The following is a 13,707-nucleotide window of genomic DNA, read 5'->3' on the forward strand; positions in this document are numbered from 1 at the left end:
ATTCGTTTACGCCCCGGGCCGGGTCACTTGCCCTTGGCCGCTTCCTTCAGCTTCGAACCCGCGGAGACCTTCACGCTGAAACCGGCCGGGATCTGGATCTCCTCGCCGGTCTGCGGGTTGCGCGCCTTACGGGCGGCACGCTCGGTCCGCTCGAAGGTCAGGAAGCCGGGGATGGTGACCTTCTCGTCGCCCTTGGCGACGACATCGCCGACGACCTCGGCGAAGGCGGCCAGGACAGCGTCGGCGTCCTTGCGGGTCACCGAGGCGCGCTCGGAAAGAGCGGCCACCAGCTCACTGCGGTTCATGTGTACTCCCGTGTTCTTCTTGCCAATTGGCGTGAGATTGAAGCTGATGCTGCCAGGCCCCCCGGACAACTTCCCGGCCCGGGTCGGCCGCAACGGACTCTCACCCGACTACGAATCCTGCCCTCACCCACGGCGGGAAAGCCAATCCGGCGCCCGCGTAAGTCACACGGACAGCGCCAACGGGCGGGCGAAGCAACGCTGTGTCCGCCATGGGCTACAGCGCGCACGCCCGCCGGACTTTTTCATCGCGGGCTTCCTGGAGCGGCTTTACGGTAATGCACCGTCACGGCTCGTGTGGTGTTCCCGGCCCCCACGAGTCGCGTGATGTTCACCCCATCGCTGCCTTGGCGGCCTCGCGGACCGCCGCGGCGACGGCCTTGGCCACATCGGGGTTGAACACGCTGGGGACGATGTAGTTGGCGTTCAGCTCGTCGTCGCTGACCACCCCTGCGAGGGCACGCGCGGCCGCCAGCATCATCGGCGTGTTGACGGTGCGGCTCTGCGCGTCGAGCAGGCCGCGGAAGACGCCGGGGAAGACCAGCACGTTGTTGATCTGGTTCGGGAAGTCGCTGCGGCCCGTGGCGACCACGGCGGCGGTGCGGCGGGCGACCGCCGGGTCCACCTCGGGGTCGGGGTTGGCCAGCGCGAAGACGATGGCGTCGTCGGCCATGCCCGACACGTCGTCCCCGTCCAGCAGGTTGGGGGCGGAGACGCCGATGAACACGTCGGCGCCGCGCACGGCCTCCTTGAGGGTCCCGGTGAGGCGCTCGGGGTTGGTGTGGTCCGCGATCCAGCACAGCGCGCTGCCGGGGTCGGCGTCCACCAGGTCGGGGCGGTCGCGGTGCACCACGCCGTTGATGTCGGTGACGACGACGTGGTCCACGCCCGCCGCCATCAGCAGCTTCAGGATCGCGGTGCCGGCGGCTCCGGCGCCGGACATCACGACCCGCACGTCCTCGATCTTCTTGCCGACCACGCGCAGCGCGTTGGTCAGGGCGGCCAGCACCACGATCGCGGTACCGTGCTGGTCGTCGTGGAAGACCGGGATGTCCAGGGCCTCGCGCAGCCGGGCCTCGATCTCGAAGCAGCGGGGCGCGGCGATGTCCTCGAGGTTGATGCCCGCGAAGCCGGGGGCGATCGCCTTGACGATCTCCACGATGGCGTCGGTGTCCTGGGTGTCCAGGCAGATCGGCCAGGCGTCGATCCCGGCGAACGTCTTGAACAGGGCGGCCTTGCCCTCCATGACCGGCAGCGCGGCCTTGGGGCCGATGTTGCCCAGGCCCAGCACGGCGGAGCCGTCGGTGACCACGGCGACGGAGTTGCGCTTGATGGTCAGGCGGCGGGCGTCCTCGGGGTTCTCGGCGATCGCCATGCACACCCGCGCCACGCCGGGCGTGTAGACCATGGACAGGTCGTCGCGGTTGCGGATGGGATGCTTGGACGCCATCTCGATCTTGCCGCCGAGGTGCATCAGGAAGGTGCGGTCGGAGACCTTGCCGAGGGTGACGCCCTCGATGCCGCGCAGCTTCTCGACGATCTCGTTGGCGTGCGCCGTGGAGGAGGCGGCGACGGTGACGTCTATGCGCAGCCGCTCGTGGCCGGACGCGGTGACGTCGAGGCCGGTGACGGAGCCGCCGGAGGACTCCACCGCCGTGGTCAGTTGGCTCACGGCGGTGCCGCTGGCCGGCACCTCCAGGCGCACCGTGATCGAATACGAGACGCTTGGGGCCGTTGCCATGGTTCGACTTCCTCCGTGCTGCCGGTTGAGGGTGGTATCGGCGTGTGTGTCCTGCTCCGGCACGTCGTGACCTTGCCGGGTTTCAGACAAGTGTTCACTATGCACCGGTGATGCCACCCGATGGTCCCACTTACCGCCGAGTACGCCGAACCGGGGCCCGAAACGCGGAACGGGGTGTTCCGCGCGGGCGCGCCCCGGCCGGGCCCCGGGCGCCGGGCGCGCTCCGCGCGGCGACTGCCGGCGGACACCGCCCGTCCCGTCAGCCCCAACGGCCGTCGGCCCGCCCCGGCCTCCCGGGCGGCCAGAGATGTGACGGACGCCACATTCGGCACGTTCACCCATGTGAGACAGGACACGTCAGGGTCCCCGGAGGCACGCGGGAATGCCTTTCCCGAGGGATTGGTTATGCTGGATGTGGCACCGGCCCGATCCAAGCCCCCGGGCCCAACCATTAGTCCCTTCGAGGGACCACTTGCCGAGAGGCGAGCATTGGCGGGTCGGTGTCACAAGCGTCGCAGAGGGCGCCCTCCTCCGGGAGGGCGCCCTCTGCGTTTCCGGCGAGCGTTTCCGGCGAGCGGGTCCGGCGGCGCGGTTCCGGCGCGGGCGCCGCCGGGGCGGGCCGTCAGCGCAGCAGCGCCGGGACGCCGTCCGGGTCCGGGGCGTCGGCGGGGCCGGACAGGACCGTCAGGCGCTGCGTCGCCCGCGTCAGGGCCACGTACAGCACCCGCAGCCCGGCCGGGGACTCCCCGGCGATCTCCGCCGGGGCGACGACCACCGTGGCGTCGTACTCCAGGCCCTTGGCCTCCAGGCTGCCCAGCGCCACCGCGCGGCCGCCGAGCCCGTCCAGCCAGCGCCGGGCCCGCTCCCTGCGGTCCATCGGCACCACCACGCCCACCGTGCCGTCCACCTCGGCCAGCAGGCGCGCGGCCTCGGCGCGCACCGCCGAGCCGAGCTCGGCCTCCTGGGCCGCGGCGGCGAAGCGGGGCCGCACCCCGGTGGAGCGGACGGCCGCCGGGAACGGCGTGCCGGGGGCGGCGAGCGCCAGCACCTTGCCGGCCAGGTCGGCGATCTCGGCGGGGTTGCGGTAGTTCGTGGTCAGGGCGAACCGGCGCCGCGGGCGGGAGCCGAGCGCCTCGTCCCTGGCCCGGGCCGCCTCCTGCGGGTCGGTCCAGGAGCTCTGCGCCGGGTCGCCGACGATCGTCCAGGTGGCGTGGCTGCCGCGGCGGCCCACCATGCGCCACTGCATGGGCGTGAGGTCCTGCGCCTCGTCCACGATGACGTGCGCGTACTCGGTGCGCTCCGGCTCGGCGTCCCGGTAGTCGCGGCGCACCCGCCCGGCGTGCCGGTCGGCGAAGGTGGTGACCTCGTCCAGGCCGGTGAGCTGCTCCAGCGGGTCCACCTCGCGGACGCGCTCGCGCGGCGGCGGGCCCAGCAGCACCCGCAGCTCGTCCAGCAGGGCCACGTCGTGGACGGACAGGCCGCCGGGGCGCCCGGCGGCGACGCGGCGCAGGGAGCGGGCCACCAGGCGCGCCTCCTCGCCGGAGAGCACCCGCCGCGACCAGCGGGACATCCGCCGCTCGTCCGCCATCGCGGCCAGCACCCCGCGCGGGGTCAGCGCGGGCCACCACGCGGCCAGGAACGCGGTGAAGGCGCTCTCCCCGGAGACGTCCTCGTCGAACGCCTCCCGCTCCTCCCGGGCCAGCTCCGGGTCGAGCAGCGACCTGGCCCGGTCCGCCTTCGCCCACAGCGCGTCCAGCAGCAGCCTGCGGGCCCGGGGGCGCAGCAGGTTCACCGGGGCGGTGCCGCCCAGCGCGGTGCGGCGGATCCCGGCCAGTTGCTCGGCGTCCAGCCGCAGGGTGCGGCCGAACGCGACCACCCGCAGCTCACGGGGCTGCGCCTGCCCTCGCCCGCCCTCCAGCGCGCCCCTGGCCGCGTTGCGCAGCACCTTCACCATCCGCAGCGAGCCCTTGACCCGGGCCACCGCGGGGTCGTCGTAGGTGTCCGCCTCGGCGCCGTCCACCAGGGAGCCGACGGCCCTGATCGCCACCTGCCCCTCCTCGCCGAGCGAGGGCAGGACGCCCTCGGTGTAGGCGACCAGCAGCGGAGTGGGGCTGACCACCAGGATGCCGCCCGCGTACCTGCGGCGGTCCTGGTAGAGCAGGTACGCGGCGCGGTGCAGGGCGACCGCGGTCTTGCCGGTGCCGGGGCCGCCGGTGACCTCGGTGACGCCGCCCGCGGGGGCGCGGATCACCAGGTCCTGCTCGGCCTGGATGCTGGCGACGATGTCCCGCATGGCGTGGCCGCGGGCCCGGCCGAGCGCGGCCATCAGGGCGCCGTCGCCGACGACGGGCAGCCCCGTGCCGTCCAGGACGGGGTTCAGCTCGGGGCGCAGCAGGTCGTCCTCGACGCCCAGCACCTTCCGGCCCCGGGAGCGGATGACACGGCGGCGCACCACGCGGCCCGGGTCCTTGGGGGTGGCCCGGTAGAACGGGGCGGCGGCGGGCGCCCGCCAGTCGATGACCAGCGGCGCGTAGTCGGCGTCGAGCACGCCGAGCCGCCCGATGTGCAGGGTCTCGGCGATCACGGCCTCGCCGTCCTCGCCGACCGCGTCGTCGGCGGGCTCCACGGAGGTGAACGCGCCGTCCGGGCCGCGGCGGCCGTCCTTGCCGCGCAGCAGGTCGACCCGGCCGAAGAGGAAGTCCTCGAACTCGGAGTTGAGCCGGTTCAGGTGCACGCCCGCGCGGAAGACCTGGGCGTCCCGCTCGGCGAGCGCGCCGGGCGTGCCGACCTGCACCCGCCTGGCCGCGTCGTCCAGGATGAACTCGGCCTCGTGGAGCTTCTCCTCCAGGCGCCGGTACACCCGGTCCAGGTGCCGCTGCTCCTGCGCGATCTCTCTGTCCCGCGCCGTGTCCGACAAGGCCACCACGGGCCCCCTTCCGCATTGCTCGTCCCCACCCCGCGTCCGCCCTCCGATGCGATGGGGTTGCGCTCGCATGGCAACGAACGCGGCACCCGGCGGATTCCCGCCACGGGGGCGACCTGGCACCGTAACCGATCCGCGGCCGGGGCCGCACCCCGGGCGCGCTCGGCGGCGGCCGGGCGGGACCGGGGCCTTCCGCCCTCTCGCGGTGCCGCCTGCGGCCGGGCACCCTGGAGCCAGAGCACAGCGGCGGTAGCGGGACACCTGAGCGGCGAAGCGACCCCGAGCCAGGAGGGCAGATGCCGGGGACCTCCCAGGAGCTGCGTTTCGACACGGGCCGTACCTGCCTGGACCTGCTGGCCACGGCCGGCCGGAGCCTGGGCAGGGACCCCGTGGACCGGCTGCGCGACCCGCAGCGGCTGCGCGAGTGGCTGGTGCTGGCGGGCCTGGTGCCCGCGGGCGCGCCCGTGCCCGTGGACGAGCGGTGGCTGCGCCGGTTCCGCGGCGCGCGCGAGCTGCTCCGCAGGATCGTGCGGGCCGAGATGCGCGGCGCCGCGGACGCCCGGGACCTGGAGCTGCTGGCGCGGCTGTGCCTGCCGCCGCCCCCGGCCCCGCGGGTGCGGCGCGGCAGGGACGGGCAGTTGCGCTGCGCGTTCGCCGCCGAGCCGGACTGCGCGGGGCTGCTTTCGCTGGTGGCCAGGGACGCCGTGGCGCTGCTCACCGACCCGCGGGCCCGCGGGTGCCTGCGCGAGTGCGCGGGCGAGTCCTGCGACGTGATCTACCTGGACACCTCGCGCGGGCACCGCCGCCGCTGGTGCTCCTCGGAGCTGTGCGGCAACCGGGAGCGGGTGGCCAGGCACCGCCGCCGCACCGTGACGTCGGCGGGGTGAGGGCGCGGCGGCGGTGCGGGGCGGGGCGGTGGCCGTCCCGGGTCAGAAGACGAACGCGTCGTCGCCGTCCCCGTCCCCGTTGTCGTCGCCGGAGGCGTGGTCGGGGGTGTCCAGCGCCAGCCGGTAGCCGCGCTTGACGACGGTCTGGATGAGCCGGGGCGTGCCCAGCGCGCCCCGCAGCCTGGCCATGGCCGTCTCCACGGCGTGCTCGTCGCGGCCCGCGCCGGGCAGCGCCCGCAGCAGGTCGGCGCGGGAGACGACCCAGCCGGGGCGGCGGGCCAGGACCCGCAGCAGCGTCATCCCGGCGGGCGGCACCGCCCGCAGCTCGCCGTCCACGAGCACGGCCTGCCCGCGGATCTCCACCCGGTGCCCGGCCAGCGGCAGCGGGCGCACCCGCCCGGGCAGCTCGCGCACCACCACCTGCACCAGCGGGCCGAGCCGGAACCGCTCCGGCTGGGCGGTGGGCACGTCGTGCGCCTCCAGGGCGCTGGCGGTGACCGGGCCGACGCAGGCGGGCAGGACGTCGTGCCGCAGCGCGTCCAGCACCTCCTCGCGCATGCCGCGCTCGGCGGCCCGGTCGAGCAGGCTGATGGCCGCGGGTGCGCTGGTGAACGTCACCGCGTCCACGGTGCGCGCCACCACCGCGTCGAGCAGCCGGTCCACGGGCGCGATGTCGGTGGGCGGCAGCCACCGGTAGACGGGCACGGGCACGGGCTCGCCGCCGGCGCAGCGCAGCGCGTCCACGAAGCCGGGCAGCGGCTCGCCGTGCAACTGGACGGCGACGCGGGAGCCCTTGATGCCCTCCTCCAGCAGCCGCTCCAGCACCTCGGCCAGGGACTCGGAGGCGGGCGACCAGGCGTCGGTTAGCCCGGCCGCGCGGATGGCGCCGCGCACCTTGGGGCCGCGGGCGAGCAGCTCCACCTCGCCGAGCAGGGCGCGCAGGGCGTCGCCGAGGCCCCAGCCGTCGGCGGCCTCCATCCAGCCGCGGAAGCCGATGGCGGTGGTGGCGACGACCTTGTCCGGCGGGTCGGCCAGCAGTTGGCGGGTGGCGGCCAGCAGCTCGGTGTCGTCGGAGAGCGGGACGAGCCGCAGGGCGGGCGACATCATCACGGTGGCGCCCCGGCGGGTCAGCAGCGCCGCGAGCTCGTCGGCCCGCCTGGCCGCCGTGACCCCGACGGTGAACCCGGCGAGGGGCGGCACCTTCGCCGTCTCGTTGTCATCGGTTCCGGTTAGGTGGCGCATGTTTCACGGCCCCGCTTCGCTGACCCTGCATTGCATACCGCGCGGAGCCGGACGTCCCGGACCGGCGGCGTGGTTTTCCCGCATGTTCGCAACGCCGGGTGACGATCTCGGTTCGACGGCATTTCGCCTGTGTTACCGAGCGCTGCGGCGCGTCCGACCGTAACCGAGAGCACATCCGAACGGAGCACACGGAGGTGTTCATACGGGTTTGTCGTGGTGAGTCATGGTGGGTCATGGTGGATCCTGGGGTGCGATGCCCGGGGCGCCCCCGTGATTCCCGGGTGCTCCCCGCCGGCGGCGCCCGGCCCCGGTCCGGGCGCCGCCGGCGGTGTGTGCCCGGCCCGCGGCGCCCCGGGGGCTCAGACCTCCGCGTAGCCGAGCGCGCGCTCCGCGCGGGGCGCGGCCCCGTCGCCCCTGATCCCGGCCGCGGTGGCCGAGGAGCGGCGCAGGTACACCGCCCAGGTCAGGGCGAAGCACACCGCGTAGGCGGCCAGGAAGGAGGCGAACGCCGGGGTGCCGGTGTGCTGGGTGAGGAAGGACTGCCGGAAGGCCAGGTTGATCAGCAGGCCGCCCACCGCGCCGACCGCCCCGATGATGCCCATGGAGGCCCCGGACAGGCGCCGCGCCCACGCCTCGGCCTCCTCGCCGCGCAGGCCCTGGGCGGCGGCCTTGGCCTTGAAGATGGCGGGGATCATCTTGAACGTCGAGCCGTTGCCGATGCCGGCGAAGACGAACAGGCTGATGAAGCCGACGAGGAAGATCCCGAGGGACTTCTCGTGGGAGGCGTACAGCACCACCGTGGCCGCGGTGGCCATGGCCACGAAGTTCCAGAAGGTGACCTTCGCCCCACCGATCCGGTCGGCCAGGCGTCCGCCGAGCGGCCGGATCAGCGACCCCAGCAGCGGGCCGATGAAGGTGACCTGCGCGGCCTCCAGCGGGGTGCGGCCGAACTGGTTCTGGAGCACCAGGCCGAAGGCGAAGCTGAAGCCGATGTAGGAGCCGAAGGTGCCGATGTACAGCACGGACATCAGCCAGGTCTGCGGATCGCGCACCGCCTCCTTGGCCGCCCCGGTGTCGTTGCTGATCGGGGCCAGGTTGTCCATGAACAGCGCCGCGCAGACCGCGGCCACCAGGATCAGCGGCAGGTAGATGGCCACGACGGTGCGCGGGCCCGCCTCGGCGCCGATCACGGCCAGGCCGATGAGCTGCACGACCGGCACGCCGATGTTGCCGCCGCCCGCGTTCAGGCCCAGCGCCCAGCCCTTGTGCCGCAGCGGGTAGAAGGCGTTGATGTTGGTCATCGAGGAGGCGAAGTTGCCGCCGCCGATGCCGGTGAGCGCGCCGACGACCATGAAGGTGGTGTAGGAGGTGCCGGGCTCCATCACGATCAGCAGCGCGGTGACCGGCACCAGCAGCGAGAGGGCCGAGATGATCGTCCAGTTGCGGCCGCCGAAGATCGCGACCGCGAACGTGTAGGGGATGCGCACGAACGCGCCCACCAGGGTGGGCATGCACACCAGGAAGAACTTGCCCGCCGCGTCGATGCCGTACTCGGGGCCCATGAACAGCACCATCACCGACCACATCGACCACACCGAGAAGCCGATGTGCTCGGAGAGCACGGAGAAGGCCAGGTTGCGGCCGGCGACGCGTTTGCCGCCGTTCTCCCAGAACTGCTCGTCCTCCGGATTCCACTGCTCTATCCATCGGCGTCCCCTGCGGACTGCCTTCGTGCCGGCCATGACGCCTCCCGAGGTCAGGTAATCGTCATGACCTTACGATCAGCGCGTTTCTGGAGGATGGCTGGAAGTCTCGCGGAGGAAACGCTCGACTCACCGCGGCCCGCGCGGCCGTGTGAGCGCGCGCGGGCCCGGTGGACGGGCCGGGGGGGCGCCGCCGCGCGGGTGGCGGGCGGCGCCCCGTCCGGCTGCTCAGCTCGGCCGGACGTCCCTCCCTCCGCAGCCGATCTCGCTGGCGACGGCGGGCCCTGAGCCCACCGTGGCCAGCGCCTCGAACCTCACATAGCGCGCGGCCTGAGGCCGGAACGAGACCTGCTTGAGCGTGTGGTCACCCGCCCAGCGGCCCCTGGCCACCGTGCGGAAGCGGGTGCCGTCCACGCTCACCGAGACCCGGTAGCCGGTGACGTTCCCCTCGGTGACGAAGGTCTCGAACGAGTACGGCTCCGCGGTGTCCTGCCGGGGCAGGTAGGTGAAGGTGTCCACGCCCCGGCGCACCCGGCCCAGGTCCAGGGTCACCGCCTGCGGCAGCGCCGCGTCCGAGCGCCACAGCGTCTGGGTGGCCTGGCCGTTCCAGCCGAAGTCGCTGATCCCGTCCACCGCCGCGGCGGCGTCCCCGCTGGTCGCGGTGGCCGACACCGGGGTGAGGGGGTACCGCAACTGGTCGGGCTGCGGCGGCAGCGGCGGGCGGGCGGGGTCGGGGCGCCAGCGCCGTCCCACCTCGCGCAGGGTGTCCACGACGTGCGGGTCCAGCAGGCCCTTGTCGTTGGGCGGGCAGTTGAGGATGAAGGTGCAGTAGCGGGGCTCCAGCACCTTCAGGTGCCCGTCGACGATCTCCTCGGGGGTGAGCGTGGGGGTCTGCGGCGAGTTCGGGTGCCAGAACCAGCCGGTGGGCAGGATCGTCTGGCCCTGCGTGGCCGCGTAGGTGTTGCCGGGCGGGCAGAACACCCCGCCCTTGGTCTCCTCCATGAACAGCAGGTCCGACTCCCACGGCACGGTGAGCCCGTTGAGGTCGAGCACCAGGCAGTCGGGCTGGAGGGAGGCCACATGGGCGCGGATCTCGCCCCACGGCGCCTCCCGGTGGCCCATCTGCCACGCCCACCCGTCGAAGATCAGCAGCGGGATGGGCCCGTACCCGGTGAGCAGCTCGGTGAGCTGGCCCTTGACGAACTCCATGTCGTCGCGGCCGACCGGCGCCTCCACCCGCTGGGTGCGGTCCCACAGCGAGAAGTACAGGCAGGCGGCCAGGCCCCGGGAGCGGAAGGCGGTGACGTACTCGCGTACGACATCGCGTCGGCAGGCGCTGCTCATCACGTCGTAGTCGGTGTACTTCGACGGCCACAGGCAGAAGCCGTCGTGGTGCTTGGCGGTGAGCACCCCGAAGGTCATGCCCGCGGCCTTGGCGGCGTCCGCCCACTGCCCGCAGTCCAGCGCCGCGGGCGCGAACGTCATCGGGTCCCGGTCGGGGTCCACCCACTCCGCGTCGTGGAAGGTCCCCATGTTGAAGTGCAGGAACATCCCGAAGCGGCGGTCGGTGAAGGCCCGCTGGAGGGCGTAGCGGTTGCCGCGCCCGGCCCCGCCCCAGCCGCCGGCCTCGGCCCCGTTCGCGGGCGAGGCGTGGGCCGGGACGGCGGGCAGGGCGGCGGCCCCGGCCGCGGCGGTCGCCGCGGCCAGGAGGGCGCGGCGGTTCAGGGAGGCGCGCCTGGCGGACTCGTTCACGACGGGCTCCTTCATGACGCGGCTCCGGTCATGGCGGGCCGCAGGGCGGCGTAGCCGGGCGAGGGGACGTCCCGCACGGGGACGCCGCCGCGCTGGGCGGCCACGGTGACCAGCGAGACGGGGCCGACGGTGGCCTCGTCCTGCGCCACCACCGCGAGGGCCAGGGTGTTGGTGCCGTGCCCGCGCAGGATCCCGGCGGGCAGCACGAAGTCGCGCTGCGGGCCGATGTCGCCGCCGAACTGGCCGAGGTTCCAGCCGTTGACGAAGATCATTACCCGGGCGCGCTGGTCGAACCCGCCGCCGAAGCGCAGCGCCACCGAGGTGTCCTGGCCCTTGGGCAGGTCCAGCCGGAAGGTGGTGCGCTGCCAGGTCACGCCCGGCGCGACCTCGGTGGTCGCGGGCGAGCCCGGCCGCCAGGAGCGGTCCGCGTAGCCGGGCAGGTGCCAGCCGGAGCGCTCGCCGTACAGGCCGCCGGTGTTCATCGGGCCGCGGACCGGGTCGGTGAGCTCTCCCCCGCCGAGCGCGCCCTGGATCCGCCACTCGATCGGCGAGTCGGCCCCGGCGACGGAGGCGCCGACCAGGCCGCGGGGCTGCTTGAACCGGGTGTCGTCGGCGGTCCAGTTGTCGTTGTGGCCCATGTTCGGCACCAGCACGGCGACGGTGGCCCGCTCGCCCTTCTTCAGCAGCCCCTTCGGGATCTCGAAGTGGCCGGGCCCGGGGTCGGGGTTGACCGGCTCGGAGTCGGACTGCGTGCCGCCCTTCGCGGAGCCGAGGTGGCGGCCGTTGAGCCACACCTGGTAGACGCCGCGCTTGCCGGTGACGGCGTTGAGGTCCACGGAGGTCTCGCTGCCGTTCGCGGTGAAGTGGCCCCGGTACCAGACGTTGCCGTAGTGGTAGCCGTACTCGTCGGCGTACAGCACGGGCAGGGTCTTCGGCTTGATCGGGCTGGCCGTGGTGGTCTTCTCCGCCTTGGTCCAGCGGGAGTCGTCGAAGGCCGGGGCGGCCTCGGGCGCCTCGGAGCGCACCCGCCAGCCGGTGAGCTCCGGCAGGGTGACGGGCTTCGCGCCCCGCACCGTGCCCACCAGGGAGCCGCTGGCCGTGGGCCGCACCGCCACCGGCTGCCCGCCCACGGTCAGGCGGCGCGCCGGGCCGAACACCTCGACCTGGCCCGCCTTCGCGGTGTCGGCGCGCAGGTGCAGGGTGCCGCCGCGGACCTGCGCCTCGCGGAGCAGGTCGGTGCCGCGCACCAGGACGGGGCCGTGGGCGGTGTCCGCCTGCCAGAACCGGGCGGCGGTGGCGTCGGTGCCGAGCAGCAGGAGCAGCGGGCGGCGCCCGCCGTCGGTGACCAGCACGCGGGTGAGGCCCTTGTGGGCGTAGTCCAGGCGCAGGTCGCCGGTCGCGGCGTCCCAGGCGGAGGTGGCCGAGCCGTCGAGCACCCGCACCTTCGGCTTGCGGTCGTACTTCAGGACGGTGGCGGCGCGCTCGCCGTCGCGCCCGTACAGCACGGCGATGTCCCGGCCGCCGGTGGTGAGGTGGGTCATCACCTCGGAGGTGGTGGCGGCCAGGCGCTGGTCGCCGAGGTCGTAGCCGCCGACGAGGACCTTGGCGTCCCGCCCGTTCACCCGCACCGGCAGCGAGTAGCGGCCGTCCGGGGTGGTCCAGTCCAAGGTGCCGGAGTCGTCGGAGGTCGCCGCCCGGTCCTTGTGGCGGACCAGCACGAACTGGGTGCCGTCGTCCGGGTTGGCGCGGGCGACGGCCTCCAGGGCGTCGCTGCCGGTGGCCGGGGCGTCGGCGGGGTCGGTCTTGGTCAGCGGGCGGGCCGCCGCCAGGAAGTAGTTCTGGAGCTTGAACTCGTCGTACTTGACGGTCGGCTGCCGGGCCTCGGTGATGGCGGCGCCGTAGTCGTAGGAGGTGTAGCCGTCGTTGGGCTGCGGCAGCCAGCCCCAGGAGGTGCCGCCGAAGCCCATGTAGTAGCTGAACATGGTGGCACCGGAGGTGATCAGGTTCGACTTGTAGAAGTACTTCATGAACGCGGTGCCGGTCAGCTCACGGCACCGGTCGAACCCGGCGTCGCCCACGTCGATCGCGCCGCCCTGGTACTCGGCGGCGTACACCGGGGCGTTCTCGCTCAGCCGCTCGGTGCGGCCCTCGCCCCACGGGCCCCAGGTGGTCTCGGCGTTCGCGCAGTCGAAGGACTGCGGGTAGTCGTCCACGCCCGGGATTTGCACCGCGCCCAGGCCCTCGGCCCAGGTGGGCGTCCAGGAGGCGTCGCAGCACTGGTTGTGGGTGATCGGCACGTCGATGCCGTCGGCGCGCGCCAGGTCCTGGAGGTCCTGCATGTACTGCGCGTCGGTGTTGGCGGCGTACTCGTTCTCGACGTTGTACAGCACGATCGGGCCGCCGCGGGTGGCCTGGTGCCTGGCGAGGATCTTGTTGACGGTGGTCATCCACTCCCGGTACGCGGCGGTGTAGCCGGGGTCGCTGGAGCGGGCGCGGCCGTCCACGGTCTTCAGCCAGCCGGGGAAGCCGCCGCCGCTGACCTCGGCGTTGATGTACGGCCCGGGGCGGACCACGGCGTGCAGGCCGACCTCGCGGACCGTGCGCAGCAGCCGGTCGATGTCGCGGACGCCGGAGAAGTCGTAGGTGCCCGGGGCGGGCGAGTGGTACGACCAGTTGAAGTACAGCGAGACCGTGTTGAAGCCCGCGGCCCGGTACTTCTCCAGGATGTCGCGCCACAGGTCCGGGCTGGGCAGCCGGAAGTAGTGGAACTCGGCGCCGCGCAGCAGCACCCGCTCGTTGTCGATCTTCAGCGAGTGGCGGTCGTAGGTGACCGTGTGCCGGACCTCCGCGGCCCGCGTCGCCGGCTGGGCCGAGGAGCTCGCCGGAACGGCGAGCAGCGAGGCCAGCACCGCGGCGACGGCGGCCAGGACGAGAAGGGGATAACGGTGTGGTCGTGCGGTTCTGCCTTTCGTGCCTTTCATGGAGCGGCTCTCCTTGACGAAGGCGTGCGTGGGTGGGACGTCGGTGGTGCGTGGGGCCGTGAGGCGCGCCCGGGGCTCCGCCCGCCCGGGGGGTGCGGAGCGCCGGGAGGGAGTACCGGCCCTCCGGCCGGCGGAGGACCGGTCCCCCGAGCGCTGGAGGGGGCCTCGGGGGTGAA

Annotated in this window: 8 protein-coding genes; 1 reads left to right on the forward strand and 7 read right to left on the reverse strand. The window is 73.7% G+C overall.

The genetic code is table 11. The features are described from left to right. Positions 1 to 23: 23 nt before the first annotated feature. The 3 genes from ACYVO2_RS28040 to ACYVO2_RS28050 form a co-directional block, all read right to left on the reverse strand. Positions 24 to 305, reverse strand: coding sequence for an HU family DNA-binding protein (locus ACYVO2_RS28040; protein WP_461010815.1), 282 nt, complete (start codon positions 303 to 305; stop codon positions 24 to 26). A gap of 328 nt (positions 306 to 633) precedes the next feature. Further along, a complete protein-coding gene (locus ACYVO2_RS28045) occupies positions 634 to 2,043 on the reverse strand; it encodes a malic enzyme-like NAD(P)-binding protein (RefSeq protein WP_461010816.1) in 1,410 nt (469 codons plus the stop codon). 622 nt (positions 2,044 to 2,665) lie between these two features. Next, entirely contained in the window at positions 2,666 to 4,966 is a 2,301-nt protein-coding gene (locus ACYVO2_RS28050) for a HelD family protein (protein ID WP_461010817.1), read from the reverse strand. A 296-nt stretch (positions 4,967 to 5,262) separates the two neighbouring features. Between ACYVO2_RS28050 and ACYVO2_RS28055 the strand changes: the two genes are divergently transcribed. Further along, positions 5,263 to 5,853: a CGNR zinc finger domain-containing protein gene (locus ACYVO2_RS28055; protein WP_461010818.1), complete on the forward strand. Its 591-nt coding sequence runs from the start codon at positions 5,263 to 5,265 to the stop codon at positions 5,851 to 5,853. A gap of 42 nt (positions 5,854 to 5,895) precedes the next feature. Here ACYVO2_RS28055 and ACYVO2_RS28060 read toward each other — a convergent pair whose 3' ends face one another. The 4 genes from ACYVO2_RS28060 to ACYVO2_RS28075 form a co-directional block, all read right to left on the reverse strand. Next, positions 5,896 to 7,095, reverse strand: coding sequence for a uroporphyrinogen-III synthase (locus ACYVO2_RS28060; protein ID WP_461010819.1), 1,200 nt, complete (start codon positions 7,093 to 7,095; stop codon positions 5,896 to 5,898). Positions 7,096 to 7,454: 359 nt separating this feature from the next. Next, complete coding sequence (locus ACYVO2_RS28065) at positions 7,455 to 8,837, reverse strand: nitrate/nitrite transporter (RefSeq protein ID WP_461010820.1); 1,383 nt, start codon at positions 8,835 to 8,837, stop codon at positions 7,455 to 7,457. Positions 8,838 to 9,026: 189 nt separating this feature from the next. Further along, a complete protein-coding gene (locus ACYVO2_RS28070; protein WP_461010821.1) occupies positions 9,027 to 10,550 on the reverse strand; it encodes an alpha-L-fucosidase in 1,524 nt (507 codons plus the stop codon). Positions 10,551 to 10,561: 11 nt separating this feature from the next. Next, positions 10,562 to 13,531, reverse strand: a complete 2,970-nt coding sequence (locus ACYVO2_RS28075; protein ID WP_461010822.1) for a beta-galactosidase — start codon at positions 13,529 to 13,531, stop codon at positions 10,562 to 10,564. Between the last annotated feature and the right edge of the window lie 176 nt (positions 13,532 to 13,707).

Source organism: Streptomyces capparidis, assembly GCF_054782095.1.